General features: G+C 57.6%; 20 protein-coding genes and 2 pseudogenes. 4 read left to right on the top strand and 18 right to left on the bottom strand.

Translation table 11 applies throughout. The annotated features are described in order from the left end of the window. Positions 1–35 precede the first annotated feature (35 nt). Positions 36–923, top strand: a complete 888-nt coding sequence (locus N7E02_RS00575; RefSeq protein WP_286578189.1) for a LysR family transcriptional regulator — start codon at positions 36–38, stop codon at positions 921–923. 227 nt (positions 924–1,150) lie between these two features. On the opposite strand, the pseudogene N7E02_RS00570 reads toward N7E02_RS00575, so the two are convergent. Beyond that, positions 1,151–2,115 (bottom strand): annotated as a pseudogene (locus N7E02_RS00570) (oxidoreductase). On the opposite strand from N7E02_RS00570, the gene N7E02_RS00565 reads away from it, so the two are divergent. Together N7E02_RS00565 and N7E02_RS00560 are read left to right on the top strand one after the other, a co-directional pair. Continuing rightward, positions 2,110–3,174, top strand: a complete 1,065-nt coding sequence (locus tag N7E02_RS00565; protein WP_353622773.1) for an AraC family transcriptional regulator — start codon at positions 2,110–2,112, stop codon at positions 3,172–3,174. The pseudogene N7E02_RS00570 and the gene N7E02_RS00565 overlap by 6 nt on opposite strands. Positions 3,175–3,472: 298 nt before the next feature. Further along, on the top strand, positions 3,473–3,931 hold the full coding sequence (locus tag N7E02_RS00560; protein WP_286578187.1) for an Rrf2 family transcriptional regulator: 459 nt from the start codon (positions 3,473–3,475) through the stop codon (positions 3,929–3,931). 47 nt (positions 3,932–3,978) lie between these two features. On the opposite strand, the gene fdxA is transcribed toward N7E02_RS00560, so the two are convergent. From fdxA to N7E02_RS00540, 4 genes and pseudogenes are all read right to left on the bottom strand, one after another. Continuing rightward, positions 3,979–4,317, bottom strand: a complete 339-nt coding sequence (fdxA, locus tag N7E02_RS00555) for a ferredoxin FdxA (protein ID WP_286578186.1) — start codon at positions 4,315–4,317, stop codon at positions 3,979–3,981. Positions 4,318–4,327: 10 nt separating this feature from the next. Continuing rightward, positions 4,328–4,789: a group III truncated hemoglobin gene (locus N7E02_RS00550; protein ID WP_286578185.1), complete on the bottom strand. Its 462-nt coding sequence runs from the start codon at positions 4,787–4,789 to the stop codon at positions 4,328–4,330. A gap of 198 nt (positions 4,790–4,987) precedes the next feature. After that, positions 4,988–6,538, bottom strand: coding sequence for a diflavin oxidoreductase (locus tag N7E02_RS00545; protein ID WP_286578387.1), 1,551 nt, complete (start codon positions 6,536–6,538; stop codon positions 4,988–4,990). Between the two features lie 16 nt (positions 6,539–6,554). Then, positions 6,555–6,975: pseudogene (locus N7E02_RS00540) on the bottom strand (PAS domain-containing protein). Between the two features lie 433 nt (positions 6,976–7,408). On the opposite strand from N7E02_RS00540, the gene N7E02_RS00535 reads away from it, so the two are divergent. Next, positions 7,409–8,887 (top strand): Na+/H+ antiporter, encoded by a 1,479-nt coding sequence (locus tag N7E02_RS00535; RefSeq protein WP_286578184.1) that lies wholly within the window; start codon positions 7,409–7,411, stop codon positions 8,885–8,887. Positions 8,888–8,897: 10 nt separating this feature from the next. On the opposite strand, the gene N7E02_RS00530 is transcribed toward N7E02_RS00535, so the two are convergent. From N7E02_RS00530 to paoC, 13 genes are all read right to left on the bottom strand, one after another. Next, positions 8,898–9,536 (bottom strand): hypothetical protein, encoded by a 639-nt coding sequence (locus N7E02_RS00530; protein WP_286578183.1) that lies wholly within the window; start codon positions 9,534–9,536, stop codon positions 8,898–8,900. Positions 9,537–9,646: 110 nt separating this feature from the next. After that, a complete protein-coding gene (locus tag N7E02_RS00525; protein WP_286578182.1) occupies positions 9,647–10,054 on the bottom strand; it encodes a hypothetical protein in 408 nt (135 codons plus the stop codon). A gap of 280 nt (positions 10,055–10,334) precedes the next feature. Next, positions 10,335–10,754, bottom strand: coding sequence for a hypothetical protein (locus N7E02_RS00520; protein WP_286578181.1), 420 nt, complete (start codon positions 10,752–10,754; stop codon positions 10,335–10,337). A gap of 76 nt (positions 10,755–10,830) precedes the next feature. Beyond that, a complete protein-coding gene (locus N7E02_RS00515) occupies positions 10,831–13,956 on the bottom strand; it encodes an efflux RND transporter permease subunit (protein WP_286578180.1) in 3,126 nt (1,041 codons plus the stop codon). 12 nt (positions 13,957–13,968) lie between these two features. Next, complete coding sequence (locus tag N7E02_RS00510) at positions 13,969–15,138, bottom strand: efflux RND transporter periplasmic adaptor subunit (RefSeq protein ID WP_286578179.1); 1,170 nt, start codon at positions 15,136–15,138, stop codon at positions 13,969–13,971. A gap of 199 nt (positions 15,139–15,337) precedes the next feature. Beyond that, the gene (locus N7E02_RS00505) at positions 15,338–15,478 is read right to left on the bottom strand and encodes a hypothetical protein (RefSeq protein ID WP_286578178.1); all 141 of its coding nucleotides are present in this window, start codon (positions 15,476–15,478) and stop codon (positions 15,338–15,340) included. 315 nt (positions 15,479–15,793) lie between these two features. After that, positions 15,794–16,621, bottom strand: a complete 828-nt coding sequence (locus N7E02_RS00500; RefSeq protein ID WP_286578177.1) for a carbohydrate ABC transporter permease — start codon at positions 16,619–16,621, stop codon at positions 15,794–15,796. Beyond that, positions 16,618–17,496 (bottom strand): carbohydrate ABC transporter permease, encoded by an 879-nt coding sequence (locus N7E02_RS00495; RefSeq protein ID WP_286578386.1) that lies wholly within the window; start codon positions 17,494–17,496, stop codon positions 16,618–16,620. The genes N7E02_RS00500 and N7E02_RS00495 overlap by 4 nt, the downstream gene beginning before the upstream one ends. Positions 17,497–17,568: 72 nt before the next feature. Next, positions 17,569–18,837 carry an extracellular solute-binding protein gene (locus N7E02_RS00490; RefSeq protein WP_286578176.1) on the bottom strand — a complete coding sequence of 423 codons (1,269 nt, stop codon included), beginning with the start codon at positions 18,835–18,837 and terminating at the stop codon, positions 17,569–17,571. A gap of 70 nt (positions 18,838–18,907) precedes the next feature. Further along, positions 18,908–19,978, bottom strand: a complete 1,071-nt coding sequence (locus N7E02_RS00485; protein WP_286578175.1) for an ABC transporter ATP-binding protein — start codon at positions 19,976–19,978, stop codon at positions 18,908–18,910. 9 nt (positions 19,979–19,987) lie between these two features. Further along, positions 19,988–21,499, bottom strand: coding sequence for an arabinosylfuranosidase ArfA (gene arfA, locus N7E02_RS00480; RefSeq protein ID WP_286578174.1), 1,512 nt, complete (start codon positions 21,497–21,499; stop codon positions 19,988–19,990). 141 nt (positions 21,500–21,640) lie between these two features. Beyond that, positions 21,641–22,570 (bottom strand): ArsR/SmtB family transcription factor, encoded by a 930-nt coding sequence (locus N7E02_RS00475; RefSeq protein WP_286578385.1) that lies wholly within the window; start codon positions 22,568–22,570, stop codon positions 21,641–21,643. A gap of 214 nt (positions 22,571–22,784) precedes the next feature. Then, complete coding sequence (gene paoC, locus N7E02_RS00470) at positions 22,785–24,989, bottom strand: aldehyde oxidoreductase molybdenum-binding subunit PaoC (RefSeq protein ID WP_286578173.1); 2,205 nt, start codon at positions 24,987–24,989, stop codon at positions 22,785–22,787. Between the last annotated feature and the right edge of the window lie 3 nt (positions 24,990–24,992).

Here is a 24,992-nt window from a genome sequence, read left to right as displayed (position 1 = left end):
ACGTCGGGCACATCATTTTTGCTTTGGAGTTCGCAATGCGAGACCTGCTTGACGAGACACCTGGTCTACTAGCCTTCGTGAAAAGCGCCGAGAGTGGCTCCTTCACAGCTGCGGCGAAACTGCTCGGCACCACGCCGTCCGCAACGTCGCGGAGTATCTCCCGGCTCGAGAAGCATATCGGCGCGCGGCTATTTTTGCGGTCGACACGCGCTCTAACTCTCACTCCCGACGGCCAATTGTTTTTGGAGCGCGTCGCGCCGCTTTTGAAAGAGTTGGCCAACGCTAGCGACGTACTTTCCAGAGGTCTTTCGGGGAGGCTCAAGATGAGTGTCCCTGGTGAGCTCGCTGTGATGATAATCGACCCAATTTTGCAGAAATTTGCCAAGCCGAATCCTGATCTTCGTCTAGAGATCGGCATCTCGGACCGGTTCGTCGACGTAATCCGTGAAGACTACGACGTCGCGTTTCGTATCGGACGACTGCCGTCCAGCGAACTATCCGCTCGGAAGATAGCGGACATGGAGATGGTTATTGTCGCTTCTCCGGAACTACTCGCCTTTCACGGTCAACCAAAGACCGCTGATGAGCTTTCTGTCTTCCCATTCGCGAGATACATCTCGGGCGCAAGTGCGTTCCAAATCGCCTTCGAGGACGGATCAATAGTTGTGCCGCCTAGCGTGATAGGCTGCGACACAGGATTTGGTCTTCATCGCGCAGCGCTACACGGAATAGGAGCCGCATATCTAATGCGTCGTATTGTATCGCAAGACATCGCAAGTGGCAGATTGGTGGTGATCGAAATAGGGGCCCATCTTCCTGCCCTTCCGTTGAACGCAGTGCATGCTTTCGGGCTCCACCCTCCTCGAAAAGTGGCGTTGTTGTGCGAACTGATCGCAGATGAAGTTCGTGACGATCTACGATGATCGCGATGGCATCGGGCTGGGCCTAGATAGCATCAACGAAGCTACCACACCGACCAAAAGTCTATATTGCTCAAGACTTGGAACCAGTTCCGAATTCCGTTGCTCGAGCCGACGCGATTTCGAACGCAACCGCCGTAGCATACCAGGAGACATCGAGCCCACGGTCGGGCTCCTTATCTGTGGTCGGGCATAAAATGCAGGCTTTCGAAGGTCCAGACCAGCAAGCCCTAGCTGATGTCCGCACCCGTTAAGTCGGCGCTCACTGTCCACAGCCGATCCGCAATTTCCGGATCAACGGCATAGGGTCTCACCCCTTTCGCTCGCTCTCCTCAAGGGTCGCGATGTCGCTGTTCTCGCAGTAAACACCTCCTACGCCATCAAGTAGCGGTGAGGTCGTACACCAGACGGTGGTCGCCGCGCCCTGGGCAAAGTTCTTCATGTCCGCAACGGGGTCGATGATGGGCTGGCCATTCTTATCTACCGCACCGAATGAATCGATCTCCTCAGCCGTCAGGTGGCGAGCCAGTGGTCCAACGACAGAACCGGGATGGACTGCAAACGCCCTGATTCCGTCGCGCTTGCCTCTCGCATCAGCGGCGACGGAGAAAAGCACATTAGCCGTCTTAGACTGTCCATAGGCTTGCCATTTATCGTACGGCCGCTCTTCGAACCGAAGGTCATCGAAATGGACACCGTCTATGAGATGCCCACGGGAGGAGAGAGCAACAATCCTCGCCCCCTGCGCAGCTTTGAGAGCTGGCCATAGAAGCGCTGCTAGCCTGAAATGCCCCAGGTGATTGGTCGCAAACTGGCCTTCGTTGCCGTCCTCGTCGCGAAAGAGCGGCGTCGCCATGACGCCCGCATTCAGTATCAGCCGATCAACGGGGCGTCCGGTGTCCAGAAATCGCTTCGCGAACCGCTCTACGGATGCGCTATCCGTGAGCTCCATCTCACAAACTTCCGTGCCGGGAATATCCTTGAGTGCGCTTTCAGCATCCGCGACGCGCCTTGCAGGCACAATGACCTCTGCCCCATGGGTTGACAGTATCCGCGTTGTTTCAAGGCCTAACCCTGACGCGCCACCTGTAACGATGACGACCTTGCCCTTCAGGTCTATGCCATCAGCGACATTCTCCGCTGTGGCAGTCGGGCCCCAATTGGTGCCAAGGGGTATTTGCCCATTTTTATGCATGAGTGCCTCGCTTTCATTTTCCAAAAGATATGGCAAAGGAAAACAAGACGAACTATATTTCAGTGTCGCATATTTTGTAGCGAAAGTCCGGAAATGTCCCCTGACCCTCTTTCAGATATCCTGCGGTTGACCCGAGCAAAAGGCGTGCTGTCTACGGGACTCCGCGCCAGAGGGAGATTTTCTGTCTCTGTCAAAATGCATGAGGGAATGAAATTCAACGCGATCATGGAGGGCAGCTGCTTTCTCGACGTAGGCGGCAATAGTCATCAACTCAATGCCGGCGATTGCTTCCTGCTCACAAAGGGGACCGAGTTTACTGTTGGAAATAGCCGTGCCTGCGAGGTCTTGCCAGCAGAGCAAGTCTTCGCGCATGCCACTTCCGGCTACGCAGTGCTCGACAATGGCGACGGACCATCGGTCACATTCGTTGGCGGCAAGATGACTTCGGACAGAGGCATGGAATTGCTCACTTCTTGCCTACCCCCAGTCATTCTCCTGAGGGGCGGAACGGCGGCCGCACAATGGATCAGTGCACTTCTGCGAAGTTTGGAGACAGAGCTGACCGAAGGACGTCCCGGCTCGGACGTCATGTCGGAACAAATCATGCATATGATCTTCATAGAGATCATCAGGACTTACTCCAAGGATGAGATGTCGATAGGCTGGCTTGCCGCCCTTTTTGATCCTCAGATTGCCAAAGCTCTCTCTGCTATGCACGCCGCTCCGGGAAAAAACTGGCGTGTCGGTGAACTGGCTTCGGTGAGCGGCCTGTCGCGCTCGCAATTCGCCGCCCGGTTTGCGCGCGTTGTCGGGGAGTCTCCGCTAGAATATCTCACCCGTTGGAGAATGATGTTGGCGCGCGAAGCACTTCTAGAGCGGGCAACGACGATCGCGCAGGTCGCCAACGATGTCGGTTATGGGTCGGAAGCGGCGTTTGGGGCGGCGTTCAGGAGGGTCTACGGCACCTCCCCAAGACGATCCGTCGAAAACGAACGTGCGGCCAGACAGGGGCGCGATGTTCATCAGTCGCTTAGCGGCTCGCTCGTGCATCCTGACTAGTCGCCCCGTGCCTATCGAACGATTTGGCGCTCCATTTCCACCCTAGCGGTCGCGTACCGGTTACCGCCGAGCGCAGTGCGCCTTGTGATGGCAACCGACCGAATGATCAGAGGATTAGCTTGAGATCGGAGCAACATTCGTCAACGGCTTTCCACGGCGTCAGTAGAGAGCTGAACGGAGAAGCTCAAACGCGAGAAGGTTTTGCGCAGGACGGCGCCCGATTGCGCTCCCCTATACATAGCTGCACCTTGAAAAACATATAGATTAAGTGCATCTTAAGCGAAATAGGGTGATAAGAATGCGTCTGACGCAGTATTCGGATTTTGCACTTCGAGTGCTGATGTATGCGGCCGCCAAGCCGGAAAAGCTTTTGACGATTGAAGAGACGGCCAGAGCCTATGGGATTTCTCGCGCCCATCTTATGAAAGTAGTAAACCAACTCATTCGTGAAGGATTTCTGAGTTCCGTGAGGGGCCGTTCCGGGGGCTTCAGGCTGGGTCGGGATCCCAAAGATATTCGCATCGGTGAAGTTATACGAGCGACGGAGCCGGACTTCGCTATCGTCGAATGCTTCGGTTGCGACAATCAGTGTGTAATCACACCGAGCTGCGGATTGAAGAAGTTGCTTGCAGAAGCGCTGAAAGCCTTCCTGGCAAAATTAGATCAAGCTACCTTAAAAGACATGCTGCTAGACCGGTCCATGGTGGCCGAACTCGATGCAATGCGTGACAATAGTGCTGCGTCACCGAGCATATGAGACAAACTAGGTCGCTGTTATCCGAATAGCGGACTTCTCACCAAGCGTCAGTCCGGCTGGTGTGCGTTATCGCTCAAATATTTGACCTTATCCGGCAGTCCATCCCAGTCTCTTGCATCGCTCGGTGGCGATCCTTTGATGGATAGGTTGGGCCAGAGCCCCGAATATCTGCGATTGAGCGCCAGCCAAAATTTCGTGGCACCCGGATCACTATCTGGAAGAATTGCCTCCGCGGGACACTCCGGTTCGCAAACTCCGCAATCGATACACTCATCCGGATGAATGACCAGCATAGATTCGCCCGCGTAGAAACAATCGACAGGACAGACCTCGACGCAATCCATGTATTTGCATTTTATGCAGTTTTCCGTGACCACATACACCATGAATTCCGCCCTAGCTCCCCACTTTCGATGAGGGATTCCATGACGAGAACCGGCCTTGTGAGCTAGCGATCCCGTAATGCAAACTACGCGCAACATTCTCGGCCTTACCAATTATGACGCGAGCGACGGCTTCATCGTAGACGGCTGCGACCACCTCTCGGAACAAGGTGAGCCAGCGCTCGAAATGGACTATGTCGAGATGCGGCATCGCCAGATGAATGGCCATCGGAGCGCCTTTGTATCGACCGGATGCCAGGAGGAGCGATGACCAGAAGTCACTCATTTTATCCAGATGCACCGGCCAATCATCAGCACCAATGCTGGCGAAAAGCGGAGCGAGCATATCGTCGGTTCGAACTCGTGCATAAAACTGGTCGACCATGAAACGGATCTCCGCCTCGCTGATAGCCAACGCGCCCGCTCTTGCATGAGAGATCAACTCGTGGCGCTGTTTGTCTTCCTCAATGTGCACCTTTATGTACTCCAATATCGCTTACCCGGACCGAAGCCGGCGATGCGTGATCCTTCTGTCATCGGACACCAACGGGCGCACCGCATTTCAAACATACACGACCGTTGATCGCGCACATCGCAGCCGCGCCGATGATGTCAAAAGAGAGCAAGCTCTGGACCGGTTGCTTCCCTTACAGCAAGCAACCGGCTTCGATTGTCAGTAGAGTTCCTTGTGCAGTCTCTGGTCTTGGTTCAGGCGCAGCAAGAACTCGTGAGCCAGATCCTCCGTCAGATCTCCAGTCTGGACTGCAATCCGATGAATCGCGTCGTCAATAGACTGTCCTAAATTCGTCTTGCTTCCGCACACATAGACATGAGCACCATCATCAAGCAAACGCCAGATATGCTTCGAATTATCGAAGAGCGCATGCTGCACATAATAGGGTTGATTGCCATCGCGCGAGAAAGCGGTGATCAGCTTGCTGAGTAGACCAGTTCCCTGCCACCTTCGGATTCTCTCTTCATAAAGAAAGTCCGATTCACTACGGCGATCACCGAATATCAGGCATGTCTCGGCAGATCTTTCGCACTGCTCAGCGTTCTTCAGCAAGCCCATATATGGACCGATACCAGTCCCGGTTCCGATCATGATGACAGGAGCCTTTTCATCGGCGGGTAGCCTGAAACGTGGATTGGCACGCACGAAAATCGGTGCGGTGCTTTGCGCGCGTCCAAGGAAACCGGTCGCAGCCCCCTGTCGATCTCGATCTTGGAGATTGTACGACACTTCGCGAACACAGAGATCTACATGGTTCGGATCTCCATCCGATGCTATTGAGTAAGCCCGCGGCTGAATATCGGGCAAATGCTGAGCAAGTTCAGATGCAGTCACAGTCTCCCGAGCACAAAAGTCCATCAGCAAGTCCAGGAGATCTCGACCATATAGATAGGTCTCCAACGATGCCCTGTTGCTGCTCTTCAGGAGCTCTTTGAGCGCATCGTTTTGAGCAAGCCTGGCGAGGTTTCGCAGGAAGGACTTTCCGACATTTCTAATTTCCTTCGGGCCGAAGAGTTCGTAGGCATCGTCGCTCCCGAACCAATCCGCAAGGCGTGACAGAAGGCCGGGATCGTTTGCCGGTACGACATAGAGATTATCCCCTGCGCGATATTTGATGCCGCTGCCCGCGATATCGAACCGGTAGTGCCACGCGTAAGGGGCACCTCCATTCAACCTCTCGCGCTCGACTATAGGCGCTCTGTAGGCGCTATTCTCCCCATAGGATTTGACCTGCAGAGCAAGCGACTTCCCTGCCTCGCGATCGCCCTTGAGCGTTGCCAACAGCGTCTTGCGCCAGATGTCGAAAAATTCTTCGTAGTCGGTGTCGGCGTCGACGCGGTTTACGACAGACGTCGAGCCGCAGGCAGCGAGAGCAGCATCCAAGGTCTTGGTGAAGCCGCAGAAGTTCGGGTAAGCGACATCACCCAGTCCGAAGATGGCATATTGCACATTCAAAGGGGCGTGCAGCGCGTTCAGTCGCTCAAGAAAACCTTCCGCCGTAGCCGGCGGCTCTCCGTCACCGAATGAACTTGATATGATGACGAGCACGCCACCGCGCCCCAGTGTATCGATATCGAGCGTTGCAAGCTTCTCGACTCTTGGGGCAAAAGGCCGGAATGACGGATCGGCGGCAAGACGAGCGGCAAGGCCTGAAGCATTGCCGGATTCCGATCCGACGCCTATGACAATATGCGATATGCCGAGTGACATGATGGTCACAGCCTCATCAGTTATAGTATTGATCGTAAATGTCTTTCGACGATTCTGAGCTGGTCGAAATCAGCCATGAGGTCGTTGATGACGCGGCGGATGCTGATGTATTCGACAACCTTGCCCTCGCTGTCGCGAACAGGCTGAATGGTGGTGTCTACAACATATAGCGCGCCGCCCTTGCCGACATTCGGGAACGCACCCGACCAGGTTTCGCCCGCCTTGATCGTATCCCAGAGCTCTTTGTAGACGCTCTTCGGGACGTCCGGGTGCCGGACGATGTTATGGGGCTTGCCGATGAGTTCCTCACGGCTGTAACCGGTCAATTTGCAGAACAGGTCGTTCACATAGGTGATGTTTCCCTGCAGATCTGTCGTCGAGATGACCATGACACGATCCAGTGCATCGAGAACCTTAGCGTTCAAATCGTTGTTCATTGTGGATGTCCTTTCCAGAGGCGGATGGTTCAAGACAGCCCTATCGGCTGGCGAGATGAACATCGGCCGTAAAAGATACATTTTCAATACATCTTTTACGGCCGCGTCAAACCGCCGCACGAATATTCGAGTTCATCGGAATGGGGCGCCTCGCTTTGAGGCCGATGAGATGACCGTCAATCGGCAGATAACATGCCTCGTAAGTCACGTGTTCTTCGGCGCGCCAATCGAAAAAAGCGTCGAACGAAGATACACCCTTGTCTAGCTTATCAGGCTTGGATTTCGCGTTATTCTCAGTATCGGAAGAATGGACGTTGGGGCCAAATCGAGCGATGTCGCTGCATTCACAGTACGAATTTTTAGTCCTGCTGCTGATGGCAGTGATGACGCTCGAACTTGTAGCGCGCTACCTAAGGCTTCCCCGGCGGCGGCATTGATCCTTGGCGGCGCAGCGCTTGCATTCGTGCCCGGCATTCCGACCGTCATTTTCGACCCTCAACTCATTCTTGTCGTATTCTTGCCACCGCTTCTGCTGAGCAGCGCTTACTCGACGGCGTGGCGTGACTTCAAACAGAACTCTGCAACGATTATATCCTTAGCCGTCGGAGCCGTGCTGTTTACATCGCTTTCCGTCGCAGTCGTATTCCATCTTCTTTTTCCTGATCTCCCGTGGGCCGTGGGCTTTGCGCTTGGCGCCGCGGTTTCTCCACCGGATGCTGTTGCGGTAAAAGCTGTGCTTCAGAAGTTGCGACTTCCTACGCGGGTGACGACCGTGCTCGGTGGCGAAAGTCTGGTCAACGATGCCAGTGGTCTCGTGCTGTTTCACTTCGCCGTCGCGTGGACAATCGCTGGCTCGTTCAACTTTGCGGATGCGCTGGCGATGTTTGGCATGGTATCGATCGGTGGCATAATCATTGGCTATGGAATTGGCCAAGTCGGTGTTGCCGTACTTCAAAGGCTCGGCAGCAGTGAGCTTGTTATCACCGGCACCCTGCTTCTTGCGGCGACATCGTACATCGCGGCAGAGCGTTTGGGCCTTTCCGGCGTGCTCTCGACTGTGACGACCGGTCTTTTACTCGGCTGGCGACAGCATGAGATATTCTCCGCTGCAACACGCATCACTGCGGCCAGCTTTTGGCAGATTCTGGTCTTCCTTCTCCAGTCCATGCTTTTCATTTTGGTTGGATTATCGCTACGCGGAACGCTGGATCGGATCGCAACAACGGATCAGATGTTCGCCGATCTACTGGTTCCCGCTGGTGTTATCATCGCTGTGGTGCTTGCAGCGCGTTTCGTCTGGCTTTTCGGTTCAGATATCTTGTGGTTGGGGATCGGACGGCTCGGATGGCAGCTCAGGTTCAAGCCCGTGTTCTCCATCACAACGATCTTGAGTTGGGCCGGGATCCGCGGCCCCGTGACCCTTGCAGCAGCCCTGTCGCTTCCAGAAAATTTTCCCGGCAGAGATATAGTCCTGATCTCGGCGTTCGGGGTAATTTTCGTAACGGTCTTGCTTCAGGGCCCTTCGCTTCCGCTGCTCGTGAAAATCCTGCCATCCACCGGATCGCAGTCATCGAGCCGGCTAGCCAAGGACGAGGCGCAAGCAAGGATGAATATGTCCAAGGCGCAACTTGCAGCACTTTCTGCGGCCTTTCCCCACCCCGCGTCAAATGAGGAAACCTGCCTTCTCGAACATTACAGGAGCCGCGCCTCTCGCCGCGCTTCCCTGCTCGTGGAAGATGAAAGCGAGAAAGAGCACCTCGTCGCTCAGCCTTCCGCTGCCATGGCGGCGGCGATCCACGCTGGCCGCGCCGAGTTGCTTCGGATGTACCGGACAGGTGAGATCAGTGATCGCGTGCTCCGCAAACTCGAGCAGGACCTGGATATCCAGGAATTCGGTGTCGAGACGCGCTAGCCGGATCGTGCTAAATTCTGTCGAACCGCTTCACCATTTGCCTCAGCTGTTCATTCTGCACAGCCAGTTTCTCTGCGAGCCGTTTTCTCAACACGGCGATTTCCGCATCCAACTCCGCCATCTCATCGAAAACCGTGTTCGACCCGCTGGCGGGACCTGAATTCTGGTCCTCGAAGCTGATGGTCGTCTGCTCTGCCTTAACGGCTTGCGGTTTTGTCTTCCTGATCTTTGTCACCGGTGCCGGAGCTTCGCCGCCCACCACCTCCGCGCGATCGGCTCGGTTAAGCGTCGCCTCACCTGACAACGGGATTTCAGGTCTGTTCGCGCTTCCTACTTCTCTGTTACGCTTATCGGCCGCATCTTCGGCACCCACGAGCGGCGCCACGGCGTCCCCGCCGTCATCGCCTCGAACAATTCCCGCTTCAACGACCTGGCCACTTGCAGGGTTATCAGAGGGGATCAAGTCAGCCTTGGCGCCATCTTGTTCCCTCGCAATCTCGACTGCGTCAGGCTCAATCTTTGCAAGCTCGTCTGTCGACGGAAAATTTTCAGCCTCGTTGGATTTCGCTCCATTTTGAAGGTCATCGACATGACCTGCCGTCGGCTTTCTCGTGACCAGGTCAGACAGAAATCTCCACGGCGTTCTCATATTTCATACCTTTCGCATGGCACGGCGGTTAAGCCGGATTCCAAGTGCCGGACCAAGTTATAGGCCCGGCACTTTCAACAGACGACCACGTCAGCTGATGATTGTCGCAATCACTTCTGTCCCAGGCGCTTGCGCAGGTCGGCGTTTTCGGCGCGCAGCTTGTCAGAGAGCTGCTTGCGAAGGCTCTTGTTCTCTTCTTCGAGCTTCAGAAGTGCGGCGATGTCGTCGATCGGTTCAGCAGCACGAGCCGCAGGCGTCGCAGCCTTACGGGCGACCGTTGTCTTCGTCGTGGACTTGCGAGCAGCAGCCTTCGGCGTCTTTACCTCGGCGACCTTGCTTCCGCGCTTGGCGCGCGTCTTCTTGACCGGTGCTTCAGAGGCCACGACATCGGTGGTCGCGGCAACTTCAGCAGCAGCTTTCGGCGTGCGTGGCTTGCGGGTTTTCTTGACTGCGGGTGCGGTGACGGGTGCATTTGTTGCAGCGTTCGTCGCGGCCTCTACATTGGTATCATCAGCCATCAGTTAACTCCTATTTGGCGGGACATGTTCGTAATTGAATCAGAACATCTAGGAGTCAATGTCTACAGGGCTTCCGCAGCCTCCTTTGATTACCAAATCATGGATTTCTGTTCGTACATCGGTCGGCATTGTGCCTCAGCTGCAAGCATTCTTGACAACCATCCCTAGTCACCCCACGGACAAGACCTGGACATTCAGAATTCGTTGCCGAGACGCGCTGAACTTTTTGCTTAGACGACTTGTAAAGCGCCGTCCGATCAGATCGGACGGCGCAAGTCGATCAACGCAAAGGCTTATCGAAAGTCCCTCTGGCGGCTTGGAATACTGAAGAGAACCCGTCAGCATATTCCTGCTCGTTCAGGCGACCTTTTCCTTGGCTATCGAGCCGGTTCCAGCTGTTCTGTACGTCTCCAAGATCAGGTTGATAACCATCGGATCTCGTCTGCATGTTACGATCGATGTATTCCTTCTGATCGACATAACCGTCGCCATTGGTATCATCGCGATCGAAATTACTTTTCGCCAGGCGCGCCAAGAAGGCCGCGGCAGCTTCGTCATGGCTGAGAGCGCCCATACCTGCCGAACCACCACCACCAGGACCGGATGGCAAGCTAGCGTCTGACGGGCCGTCGTTATTATCCTTGGATTTTGCCCTTGGGACTAGAAGAGAATATATATCAGATGAAGATCCAACACGCATGAATATCCCTCATTGGTTGCATCCGACTCCTGCGCCTCGACACTTGTGCGAAGCTTACCGTCATCGAGTGCTAAGGTTATCCCTTCTTCTTTTCCCACCGCTCCTCGACGGCACGGACGATCATGTAGAGGGCGGGCACGACGAAGATGGAAAGAACGGTCGACACCAACATTCCGCTGACGACTGAAATACCAATCGACTTGCTCGCGCTGGCGCCCGCACCACTTGCAAGCACAAGCGGGATCATCCCGAGAATGAATGCGATCGAGGTCATCAGGATCGGCCGGAAGCGCAGTCTGCCCGCGACGACAGCCGAATCCACAAGTGACTTGCCTTCCCCTATCCTCAATTCTCGGGCGAATTCGACAATCAGAATGGCATTCTTGGCAGCCAGAGCGACCAGCAGGACAAGCCCGATCTGCGTATAGAGCGTATTTTGAAGGCCGAGCATGAGGAGGACGACGACGGTGCCGGCAAGCGCCAGAGGCACAGACAGAATAACCGGCAATGGTCCAAGCCAGCTACCGTACTGGCCGGCGAGGACGAAATAGACAAGCACGAGCGCCAGACCGAAAGCGATATAGATCTGATTTCCCGCGAGCTTTTCCTGATAGGAGATCGCTGTCCAATCGGTAGTGGCGCCCGTCGGCAGCACGCTGGCGGCAGCCTTTTCCATGATCTTCAACGCGTCCCCCGAGCTGATGTCAGATTGCGGACGGCCGGCAATCGATGTCGACGGACGCATGTTGTAGAGAGAGATAAGCGACGGACCGATCGCCTCGCTCACCGTGACGATGCTGCTGATTGGCACGAGCGAACCCGATGCGTTCGGAACGCGCAGGCGATCAATTCCCTCCGCAACACTGCGATAGGAGCCCTCCGCCTGCACGTAAACCTGGAACGTCTTCCCGAATTGCGTGAACTGGTTGACATAGGCGGAGCCGAGGTAACCGGACAAGGTATCGAACACATCACCGATCGCAACGCCAAGCGTTGCAGCTTTCGTCCGGTCGACGGTTACGGCAAGCTGGGGAGAGTTGAAATTCGAGTTGACCTGTACGCCTTGTAACGCCTCATTTTTCATGGCCTCGCCGGCGACGTCGTCGGCAATCCCTGCCAGCCGATTGAAATCTCCGCTGCCATCGGTCAATGCAACGATCATGCTGAAGCCCGCGGTATTGCCGATACCCTGAATGGACGGTGGAGGCACCGCGACTGCGATCCCGTCATCGAGGTCGGCAAGCCTCTTGGATATCGCCTGATAGATCGGCAGGAGGCTTTGTGCCTTGCCGCGTTCGTCCCACGGTTTCAACACGATATAAGCGAGACCAGCACTGGGAAGCGGAGCATTGTTGTCAAGCAGCGAGACACCGGCGACCGTGATGACGTTGTCGACGCCGGGCTGCTCCTTCAGCCGTGCCTCCACCTGTTTCAACGAACGGTCGGTGCGCTCGAGCGAAGCTCCCGGCGGCAATTGAACCGCTGCAACGAGATAGCCCTGATCTTCGAGCGGCAGGAATCCCGTCGGCACTTTCGATAGGCCGACAAAGGCAAGGGCTACGATCGCAGCCGTGAAGACAGCGACCAGATAGCGAAAGCGCATAAGCCAGCCGAGGAATGCAGCATAGCCATCCTCCATGCGATTGAACCCATGCTCGAACCAGCGGAAGACGAAATTGCGCTGCTCTAGCGGTTTGATCGGCCGCATCCAGAGTGCAGCCTGTACAGGTTTCAACGTTATCGCATTGATCGCGCTGATGATCGCCGTCGCGGCTATAACGAGGGCAAACTGCTGATAGAGCTTGCCGGTCAGGCCGGGGAGAAAGGCGGCGGGCAGGAAGACTGCGACGAGGACGAGCGTAATGCCGATAATAGGGCCAAACAATTCGTCCATCGCCTTCTCGGCGGCTTGCGGTCCATTCAACCCATCGGACATGTGACGGGCGGCGCCTTCGACAATGACGATAGCGTCGTCGACGACGATGCCGATTGCCAGAACCAGCGCGAACAGGGTCGACATGTTGATCGAAAATCCGAGCATCGCCATCGCCGCGAATGCGCCGATCAATGTCACGGGCACGGTCGTCGCCGGCACAAGCATGGCCCGCCAGTCCTGCAGGAACAGCAGGATGACGACGAGGACGATGAAACAGGCCTCGATCAAGGTCGCATAGACGGATTCCACGGCGGCGTTGACGAAGGCCGTGGTGTTGAATGGCACGGAATAGGTCAGGCCCTGTGGAAATGCTTTCGCCAACTCGCTCATGCGGCTTTCGACGGCCTGTGCCACGTCCAGCGCGTTCGCCTCTGGCAGCTGGCTGATAGCAAGTGAAGCGGAAGCCTTGCCGTTGACCCGGAAGACCTGGCTGTAGGACTTCGAGCCGAGTTCAACGCGAGCGACATCACGCAATGAGGTGATGGCGCCGGTCTCGGTATCCGTCTTGACGATCACATCCTCGAATTGCTCGACCTGGTCGAGCCTGCCGGATATCTCGATCGGCATCTGGAAGCCCTGCCCGGTATCCACCGGAGGCATGCCGATCTGCCCACCTGATACGGTCTGGCTCTGAGATTGGATCGCGCTCACCACATCGGACGGCTTGAGCCCACGGGCCTGCAATCGATCCGCATCAAGCCAGACACGCATCGCATAGTCACCCGCGCCATACACGGTGACGTCGCCGACACCGGGAACGCGAGCGATCTCATCCTTCAGGTTGATCGTGGCATAATTGGCAAGGAAGAGGCTGTCATGGTTCGGATCAGTCGCATCAAGCGTTACGAAGGCGAGGATCGACGTCGACCGCTTGCGGACTGTGACGCCTTGCGACTGCACCGAGCTTGGAAGCTGGGCATTGGCGGCATCCACACGGTTCTGTACCAGGATCTGCGCCTCATCGGGATCGGTCCCGATATCGAATGTCACCGTCAGCGAATAGGACCCGTCGCTGGCACTGTTCGACTGCATGTAGAGCATGCCCGGAACACCGTTAACCTGCTGCTCGATCGGCAGTGCCACGGTGTCCATCAGGGTCTTCGCGCTCGCGCCCGGATAACGGGCCTGCACCTGCACGGTCGGCGGCACGATATCGGGATACTGGGCGATGGGGAGCGCGCGAAAGGCAAGCGCACCGATGAGGATGGTCAAAAGCGCAATGACATTGGCCAGTACCGGCCGCTCGATGAAGAACCTTGAGAACATTCAATTACCCGATCATTTGGCCGCTGGCGTGGCGCTGTCTTGCGACCGGCCTTCAGCCTTAACGCCGGCATCTGCATCCGAAGTCATGGAAACAGGCTTCTTTTCGACCTTTTCTCCCGCACGAATGCCGGAGGCCACGTTCTGCACGATCCAGTCGTTAGCCTGCACCTCTCCCTTGATCTGCTGCAGCGTATCGCTGCGCTCCAGAAGCGTGACCGCGCGCCGCTCGACCTCGCCAGCGCCATTGACGGCCAGCAGATAGCGCCCCTCCTGATCGGTACCGATCGCGGTCGGAGGTACGAGCACGGCATCCGTGATCTCACCCATGGGAATGCGAAGTCTCAGGAAAAGATTGGGCACGAGGTCGCGGTTCTTGTTGTCGAAGATAGCCCGCACCGAAAGCGTACCTGTCCCCTCATCGGTCTGTGGCGCAATGTAATCCAGCTTGCCACGATAGGGGAAACCATCATCGACCATGGTTGCCGCCTCGACGGTAATCCTGTCGAGATCCTCCGGGTTGATCCCGCGCGCACGGGCGCGCTTGCGCAGCTGCAGCATGTCGGTGTCCGGGATCGAGAATGTAACATGGATGGGGTCGAGCTTGACGATGGTTGCTAACGTCGTAGGGCTGCCGCTCCCGACCAAGGCTCCGACATCCGCCTGATGTGCGGTGACGAAGCCGTCGAATGGCGCAAGAATGCGCGTGTAGCCGAGATTGATCTCGGCTTCCGTCAGCGAAGCCTTCGCGGAATTAAGTTGCGCGCTGGCCTCATCGCGGCTTGAGCGGGCGTTGTCGACATTGGCCTGCGTCGTTGTGGAAGAACGCGCAAGCTCTTCCTGTCGCGCCAGCTGTATCTGGGCGTTGTCGAGACTGGCTTCGGCCTGTTCGACCGCCGCCTTGGCCTGCTGCATCTGGGCTTCGTATTGATCCGGCTCGATGAGGAAAAGCGGATCCCCGGCTTTGACCTCAAAGCCGTCCCTATAGCCGATGGACTTAAGATAGCCTGAAACACGCGCTGTCAGATCGACGCTCTCGAGAGCCCTGACCGTACCCGTTTGATGAAGGTATCTGGTGATCCGTGCAGTCTGAGGCTGCACGACCTTGACTGACTTGGGAGCCGCCTCTTCCGATTGCGTCTCGCCGCTGCCGCTACAGGCGGTCAGCAACAATGCGAGGGCCATGAGCCCTGCGCTCATGCCATGCCGAAAGATGTAGGTCGTAGAGCCCAAGAAGTCGGTTCTTGTGCATCGCATCGGCTTGCCTTTTCGTTTTATGGTCGATGGATGATTGCGCTTGACGAAACCAAGCCCGCGACGCCAGCTATGGGCACCTGACCGCGTTGGCGATCGCGCGATGTGCAAGGAGGTCTAGGGTCAAAACTCAATCAGGATGGGTGTTCTGCAAGCTGTATTTTGTGCCTGAGTAGGAGGGGAAGTGCCAATCACTTTCAAACTTCTCCGACGCCCGCGAACAATGCTCGACAAGACCTTCGGATCTTGCCTTGCGCTTGTTCGCTTCCATTCAATCCTATCCCGTTCAACAGAACACCCATCCTGATTGAGTTTTGACCCTAGAACCGGGGAGTTGCTGCCGCTTTGCAATATTGTTGCAGCTTGTTACACAAGCTTGCCCGCGCGAAAGATCGGCCCGCCGCTGACCGCTTGGCGGTGCCGATCATCAGCCTTGCCCTGCCTCAGACTTTCGAGAGCAGTCCAACCGTGATGTTGCAAATTGGATCGATGCCGCCGCAATCGCCGTAGCGCAATGGCGATAGGCTTGGCCTACGACCTGGAAGCAGGAGCGCCTGGCACGGCGGTCACCATCAAATCAAGATAGCTACCCTTTGACACCGGACGAGATCATGACTGCCTCGGTCACTTTCTTCTGGAAGATCAGATAGGCGATCGCAACGGGCATGGCTCCGAGAAGGGCAACCGACATCAGGCGGGCATAGAACACGCCGAAGGCGTCGTTGACCTGCGTGATGCCGACCGGAATCGTCATCTTGTTTTCGGTGGTCACCGCTAGGAAGGGCCAGAGGAACTGGTTCCAGGCCATGATGAAGGTGATGATGGCGAGCGCTGTCGTAATGCCCCAGTTGAGCGGCAGGTAGATCTTGAAAAGCAGCGTATAGTCGCCGCCGCCATCGAGCACGACTGCCTCGCGCATTTCCTTCGGCACCGCATCGAAAAACTGCTTGTAGACGATGATGACGACCGGCACGATCAACTGCGGCAGGATGATGCCGGCCCAGGTATTGATGAGGCCAAGATCGTTCATCAGGATGAACTGGGTCACGACCAGCGCCTGCGTCGGCACCATGAAGCTTGCCAGCACCACGCCATAGAGAATGCGGCGGCCGGGAAATTTCAGCTGCGAGATCGCATAGGCGCACATCATGCCGGAAACGATCACCGTGAAGGTGATGATGACGGCGGTGCCGATGGAATTGATATACCAGTTGACGATATTGGAGTTCCACAGGATGTCGACATAGGCCGCGAGGTTGAACTCGTCTGGCAACACGCCTGCCTCTGCCGACACGACCCGCTCCTCGCTGCGGATCGAGGTGATGAAGGCCCAGTAGAGCGGGAAGATCCAGAGCGCTGCGGCGAGGAAAGTACCGACCGTCAGCACGCCGTTTTCGAGTTTACGGATATTCATCGGCGGCCTCCTGCGCGCAGAAGCTGGAACTGCAGCACCGAAAGCACGGCAATGACGACGAAGAGAACGAGCGCGATCGCGGACGCATAGCCGCCGTGATTGAGCTGGAAGGCTTCGCGGTAGACCATCAGCAGCAGCACATAGGACGAGTTGAACGGCCCGCCGCTGCTTAAGAGATAGACCTGGTCGAAGATCTTAAGCTGCAGGATGAGCTGCAATGTCAGTACCAGCGCCGTAACCGGCCAGAGCAGCGGCCAGGTGACCTTGGTGAACAGCTGAAACCGTGTCGCGCCGTCAAGCTGCGCGGCCTCGTAATAATCCTTCGGGATGTTGCGCAGGCCTGCGATGAACAGCAGGACATTGAAGCCGTTCGTCCACCAGATCGTCACCATGGCGACCATCGGCATGACCCAATAGGGGTTCTTGAAGACTGGAACGGGCTTTCCGTAGAAGAAGCTGATGACGGGCTGCAGCACGCCGAACTGGAAATCGAGCATCCAGGTCCAGATCTGGGTAACGACCGAGACTGGCAGGATATAGGGCAGGAAGAAGATGGCGAGCGCCAGCGCCTGCAGCGATCCCCTGAGCCGCGTGATCATCAGCGAGATACCGAGCGCCAGCGCCGTTGTCGGGATCACCGTCAGGAGAATGAAGTAGCCATTGTTCTTCAGCGACGTCAGAAACAGCTTGTCGGTCAGGAGACGCTTGAAATTGTCGAGCCCTACCCACTCGCCAGGTCCGATCAGCGGCGAATTTGTCAGGCTGAGTTCAACGAGCCTGATGGCGGGGAAGAGAAAGACGAGCGCGAAGGTTAGCACGAACGGCGCTACAAGCGTCGCAGCCACGGCGACTTCCTTGCGTCGATTGGTCAGCATTGCCACGTGGATACCTCCCGGACATCGAAAAGCGGCGGCCGCATCATGCGAAGACGCGGCCGCCTTGCGATCTTATTTCAGCGCGCCTTCAAGGTCGGACTTCGCCTGCTCGGCCGCCGCCATCGGCTCGGCATAGCCGTGAATTGCCGGAGAGATGACGTTGATTGCAGCGTCATAGGCGGGCGAAGCAACCCCTGCGATCGGCGAGCGCGGATCGTAGGAGGCGCTGTCTGCGAGCGACGAATAGGTCGCATTCGGCTCCATTTTCTTGAAGTCGTCGCTCTCGGCGACCGGCTTGTAGGCCGGGATATGGCCGGCATCGGCCCAGGAGATGGCGTTCTTCTCCATCCAGCCGATCACGGTCATCACCGCCTTGCGCTTTTCCGGCGACATGCCGGTATCTTTCGGAATGGCGAAGGCGTGCGAATCCGCCCAGGTGGTCGCGGTGCCCATCAGGTTCGGCACCTGCACGGCGCCCCATTCGAAGCCCAGCGTGCCCTTTTTGGCGAGATCGACCATGGTCGGCACTTCCCACACGCCGTTCAGCATGAAGGCGGACTTGCCGGAGGTGAAGAGCGCAACCGAGGCCTCATAGGCCGCCTGTTCCGGCTGCCAGCCGTTTGTGCCCCAGTTGGTCATCACCTCGATCGCCTTGGACGCCTTTTCCAGGCTGTCGCCGGGCAGGACCTGGCCGTCCTTGATCAGTTCGCCGCCCTGCTGGCGCAGGAGCGTATAGAAGACGCGGTAGGTACCGCCGTCATCGCCGGTCGCATAGGTGACGGGAGCCTCGGCACCCTTCTCCTTGGCGGCCGCCATCGCCTCCTCAAAGTCCTTGAGGCTCTGAATGCCCGTCAGCTTGCCGTCAGCATCGAGGAAACGGGAGCCTTCGAGGTATTTCTTGTTATAATAGAGCACGATCGAATGGATATCGAAGGGCACGGCATAAAGCTTGCCGTCGTCGCCGGTCGCCGCTCCGACCGCCGCGTCGAAGAAATCGCTCTTCGCCACGCCGGCATTCTTCAGGTCCTCGTCGGTGATCTCGTCGAGCGCACCTTCCTCAAGCCCCAGCGGCAGGCGGGACAGATGATAGGTCATGATATCCGGCCCCTGCTTGACCGCGACTGCCGTGCGCACCTTGGTGTAGTAGGGAATGCCCCATTCCAGCGTCGTGCCGGTGATCTTGATATCCGGATGTTCCTCGTTGAAACGGTTGATCAGGGCCTTCATCCGCACCCCGTCACCGCCGCTCAAAAAGTCCCACCAGGTGATGTTTTCCTGGGCAAGGGCCGGCATCGCCATCAGCGCCATCGCGCCGGCTGCAAGAAGTCTTCTGTATCGCATCGGATCTCCTCCAAAGATCAGGCCGCCATTCTCCCGATGGCGGCGGTTTCAGTCACTGCATGTCAGCCTGTCAGCGCAGCCGGCTTCCGTCCTCTGCAAAGACAAGCACGTCCTGCGCATCGGCCGAAAGCGTAACGGAGCGGCCGTCCAGGCTCTCGCGCCGGCCACGCGTTTCCACCACGATTTCCTTGCCCGTCGGCAGGCGGGCGTGCAGGTAGGACACGCCGCCGAGATCCTCCTCCATCTCCACCACGGCCTGGAAGCCGCCTTCCGTCGGGTTGAGATGTTCGGGTCTCAAGCCCACCTTGACGGCGGCACCATCGGCAACCCCGCCCGCGACCCTGGCCAGAAGCTCATGGCCCAGCCCATCGAGCGCCACACGCAGCATATCACCTTCGCGGCCAACCACGCGGCCATCGAGAAAATTCATCGCCGGCGAACCGATGAAGCCGCCGACGAACTGGTTGTCGGGATCGTCATAGAGTTGAAGCGGACGCCCTGCCTGCTGCAGCTTACCGCGCTTAAGCACGAAGATGCGGTCGGCGAGCGTCATCGCTTCCACCTGGTCATGGGTGACGTAAATCATCGTCGCGCCGATCTGCTTGTGCAGCTTGGCAAGCTCCAGCCGCATCTGCACGCGCAGTTCCGCATCGAGGTTCGACAGCGGCTCGTCGAACAGAAACACCTTCGGCTGGCGCACGATGGCGCGGCCGATCGCGACACGCTGGCGCTGGCCGCCGGAAAGCTCCGACGGACGTTTCTTCAACTGTTCCTCCAGGTGCAGGATGCGGGCCGCCTCATGCACCATTTCGTCGATCCTGGCCTTCGGCGTCTTCTTCAGCTTCAGCGAAAAGGCCATGTTCTCGTAGACGGTCAGATGCGGATAGAGCGCATAGGATTGAAAGACCATGGCGACCTCGCGCTGGGCGGGCTCGACCTCGGTCACGTCCCGTCCCTCGATCGAGATCGTCCCGGCGCTCGTATCCTCGAGCCCCGCGATCATCCGCAGCAGCGTCGATTTTCCGCAGCCGGAGGGCCCGACGAAGACGGCGAAGTCGCCGGTCGGAATATCCATGCTGACATCGTGAATGACGCCGACGGAACCGAAACTTTTGCTGACATTGCGTATGGTGATACCCATCGTGCCGCCTCAACCGACCTTGAGACGCAGCACGTGGTATGACAGGGCCTTGAGCGATCCCTTGACCTTGCCGTCCTCGACGCCGATACCGGAGCCCGCCTTCGGCACGACATGATCCGGCTTGTCGGGGCCATTCGTTTCGTTGAGGCCATAGCCCTCCATCGCGTGGTGCTCGACCAGCGCCAGGTCTGCAAATCCGGTCAGGCCGATATCGAGATCGGCCGCTTCCGTCAGGTGCCGGTTGACGATGAAGAGCGTCAGCAGCCCTTCCTCACGGTTATGGACGGCGGCGACATCGAGATAGGAGACATCGTCGGCAACGCTGCAGTCATAGGTCGGCGCGTCGACCGCGACGTTCAACGCATCCCCGCGACCATAGATCGAGGCGAAACGATAGGGATGGTAGATTGTCTGGCGCCATGCCGGGCCGTTCTTTTCCGCGCGGATCGGCGCGATCACGTTGACGAGCTGGGCGATGCAGGCAATGCGCACGCGGTCGGAACGGCGGATGAACTCGTTGAGAAGCCCGGCGACAAACAGCGCGTCCTCGAAATTGTATGTCTCTTCCAGCAGCGCCGGGGCTTCGGGCCAGTCCCAGGTGCGCCAGCGATGGCTGTCTTCCTCGCGGATATGGTACCAGACATTCCATTCGTCGAAGCAGATATAGACGTCGTTCTTCGCCCGCTTCTTGGCCTTCACGTAGTCGATCGCTCCGGCAATCGTCTGGATGTAGCGACCGGTCTCCTCGATCTTGCCGAAATAGTTGAGCGTGTCCTTGCTGCTGTTGCCGAAATACTTATGCAGCGAGATATAGTCGACATTCTCGTAGCACTCCTCCAGCACCTCGCGCTCCCATTCGGGATAGGTCGCCATACCATCGTTGGAACTGCCGCAGACGATCGCCTCGATCGACTTGTCGAAGCCCTTGAAGGCCTTGGCGGTCTCGTTGGCGAGCCGTCCGTATTCGGTCGCCACCTTGTGGCCGATCTGCCAGGGACCATCCATCTCGTTGCCCAGGCACCACATCTTCACGCCATAGCCGTCATTGTCGACATGCGAGCGGCGCAGGTCGCTCCAGGTCGTGCCGCCGGGGAAGTTGACATATTCGAGGAAGTTGCGGGCGTCTTCCAGGCCGCGCGAGCCTAGATTGACGGCGAGCATCATCTCGATGCCGGCCATTTTCGACCAATCGGCGAATTCGTTTATGCCGACCTGGTTGGTCTCCTTGGAGCGCCAGGCGAGGTCGAGGCGCACCGGGCGCTGGTCACGCGGGCCGATACCGTCTTCCCAGCGATAGGCGGAAACGAAATTGCCGCCCGGATAGCGGATCGCCGGGATCTTCAGGTCCTGAACAAACTTGAGCACGTCCTTGCGAAATCCGTTCGCATCCGCCTGCGGGTGGCCGGGCTCGTAGATGCCGCCATAGATGGCGCGCCCCATATGCTCGATGAAGGCGGAATAGAGCCGTTCGTCGATGGTGCTGATCTTGAAATCCCGATGGACGGCCACACGTGCCTTCATGCTCATTCCTCCCAGAAGCAATCACAAAAACGATATAAATCGTATTTTTCGATATACTCACGAGAGATACCCAGTGATGTCAATGGGGAAATTGTGACGCACCGCAGCAAAAACCGGCACCGCGCGGCTCAAAAATAGGACTTATCGCCTTGTTTTCAGGCGCAGCAGCAGGTCCTGGTCGTAGTTTCCAAAACCTTTCCCGAAGATGTTGAGACCGCCGGGATGCTTGCCTTCGGCCTTGACCTCGATGCGCACGCGGATCGACCGGTGATCGTCGAGGGACAGATGCGATGTCGTCACATCGGAGATCTTAAGCCCGTCCACATAGGTACCGGCCTCTGTCACCGACCATGTCTTGAGCATGCCGTATTGCGAACCTTTAAGCTTCCACCAGCCGGGCGTATAGGTGCCGCGCCGGTCGCCGAAATCACCCGGCGACGTCCATACACCGATCTCGTGCCCATTGATGGACAGCATGATATCGGATGGCCAATTGGACAGCGTCCCCGGCACTTCCGAGCTGACTTCCATAACAATTTCAACCGCCTCGATCGCATCGCCGCGCAGCTTGGCATTGTTCGGAAACTGGTATTCGACAAAGCCGCTGGTGAACCAGAGCAGGTTCGTCTTCATCCGTTCGGGATCCATGAAGGTTTCCGGAACATCGAGAAGACCGATGATACCCTCCGTCGAGCAGATGCCGCAGGGTGCCGTGACGGCATTATTTGTATAAAGCCCTAGCGGCATCGACACCTCGATCAGATCGGATGCCAGTTCCTGCGTCTTCGGCTGAAAGGTGACGATCAGTTCGTCATAGATGGCGAAGCAGATTTTCTGGTTGCCCTTGCGCGCCTTTTGCACTTCGATACGCACCAGCCCTGCCTTCTCCAGCACCTGCAGGTGTGTGGAGACGGAAGATTGGGGTAGATTTGCAGCCTGCGCCAGATCATTGATGTTCAGGCCTGGCCGTTTCGACAGCTCTTTCAATAGCTTAATGCGGGGCAAGGAAGATACGCCCTTGATCGCGGCCAAGTCTTTCTCTGGATCTATAACGAGGAATTTCTGGTTCATGGTGAAAACCTGCATATCATAATCATGCATGCATATCGGATTTCACGATACAGAGAAACATATACTTTCAGCTGCTTTCCGTGCGCGCTGGTCGGTCAACGGCGTCGAGAACCGAGTTTTAGGTCGTCGGACAATCGTTGAGCGTTGCGCGCCGCATCGGTGCTCGCAGCAAAAGGCTGCGGTGACGGCCTAGGATGGCCGCCACCCTCCGCGGTCAGGCGACCTTCGGCAAACCGCTGATCACCTTGTCGAGTGTGATCGGATAATGCCGCACCCTCACACCTGTCGCGTTGTAGATCGCGTTGGCAATCGCGGCAGAGACGCCGCACAGACCAAGCTCGCCGATACCCTTTGCCTTCATCGGCGACGACATCGGATCCGTCTCATCCAGGAAGATGACGTCCTGATGAGGAATGTCGGCATGTACGGGCACCTCGTAACCGGCGAGGTCATGGTTCACGAAGAATCCACGCCGCGTATCGACGGCCAGTTCCTCAGAGAGAGCCAGTCCTGCCCCCATCGTCATCGCTCCGATCACCTGACTGCGCGAGGTGATCGGATTGATGATCCGGCCGGCTGCACATACGGCCAACATGCGTCGAATGCGCGTTTCTCCGGTGGCTATATCGACGCCAACCTCGACGAAATGGCCGCCGAAGGTCGATTGCTGATAGGTATCGGTCAGATCACCCCATTCCATCGTATCTTCGCCGACGAGTTCTTCCGGGCCAACAGCTTCGGCAAGCGGCACCGAACGGTTTCCCGACCGGACCTCGCCGTTTTCAAACACAACGTCGGCGGAGTTGAAACCAAGCCTCTTGGCCACTGCTTCGCGCAACTTGACGCAGGCTGCATAAACACCCGATGTTGCGGAGTTCGCACCGAACTGACCACCGGATCCCGCCGAGATCGGGAACCGGGAATCCCCGAGCTGGACGCCGACCTTATCGAGGCTCACACCCATCATCTCCGCTGCGGTCTGGGCAATGATCGTGTAGCTGCCGGTGCCGATGTCCGTCATATCGGTCTCGACGGTTACGGCACCATCGCTGCTCAGCCGGACACGGGCGCCGGACGGCATGACGAGATTGTTTCGGAAGCCGGCAGCAACGCCCATGCCGATCAACCAATCGCCCTCCCGTCTAGAGCCCACCTTGCCGCGACTGTTCCAGCCGAAACGCTCAGCGCCCAGCCTGAGGCAGCCGATGAGATTGCGCTGAGAGAATGGTCTTTCGGGCTTCTCGGGATCGACCTGCGTATCATTGAGAATTCGAAACTCGATCGGGTCGATACCGAGTTTTTCGGCCAGTTCATCTATGGCGATCTCGAGCGCCATCAAGCCTGGCGCTTCGCCAGGCGCCCGCATGGCATTGCCTTCCGGAAGGTTCAGTTCCGCCAGACGCAGGGCCGTCATGCGATTTTCACCGGCATAGAGCAGCCTGGTCTGCAGCACAGCCGCTTCCGGTCCCCCGCCGGCAAGATCCCCGGACCAGCTTTCGTGACCGATCGCAGTAATTTTGCCGTCCCTGGTTGCACCGATCCTGATGCGCTGGATCGTTGCCGGACGGTGAGTGGTGTTATTGGCGATAAACGGGCGTGGCAGAGCAACCTTGACCGGACGGCCGGCCGCCTTGGCTCCGAATGCTGCAAGTACTGCATCCGCCCGCAAGAACAGCTTGCCGCCGAAGCCGCCGCCGATGAACGGCGACATCAGATGCACCTTGTCCTTGTCGATGCCGAGAGTTGCCGCAAGATCCGACCGCCACCAATCGATCATCTGGCTTGATGTCCAAAGCGTCAGCTCGCCACCATCCCATGCAGCAATCGAGGCGTGAGGCTCCATCATCGCGTGCGACTGATCGGGGGTCGTATAGGTTTCGTCCAGAGTGATTTCGGCCGAGCGGAACGTGCCCTCGAAATCGCCAATTGCCGTGTCCGGCGGTGCGCCGCCGGCATCTTTCGGCTTGATTGCATCGCTGCGCGCGCCGGCAAGATCGAACACGCCATTTGCCTCTTCATACTCGACCTTGACGAGACTTGCTGCGGCACGGGCCTGCTCGAAGGTTTCGGCTACGACAACCGCTATCGCCTGATGGTAGTGCTGGATCTCGTCGCCACCGAATAGCTTGGCAGTATTGTACTGACCTTTTTGCAGCTCCCCGACAGAGAGCGTTGTGACGACAGCCAAAACACCGGGCGCATTCTCGGCGGCCGCCACATCCATCGACTTGACCCGACCCTTTGCGATAGCCGACCCGACCGGATAGCCATAGGCATATTTCATATGGGGATCATGCCACTCATAGGCATAGATCGCCCGGCCTGTCGTCTTCAACTCGCCATCGATACGATGGATGGGCTGCCCAACCACTTTGAGGTTGTCGATAGGGTTGGTTTTCGCGGGTGTTTCGAACTTCATGGC

Origin of the sequence: Terrirhizobium terrae, from assembly GCF_030323265.1 — a bacterium.
Classification (GTDB): domain Bacteria; phylum Pseudomonadota; class Alphaproteobacteria; order Rhizobiales; family Rhizobiaceae; genus Neorhizobium.
This window is presented reverse-complemented; position numbering and strand designations above follow the sequence as displayed.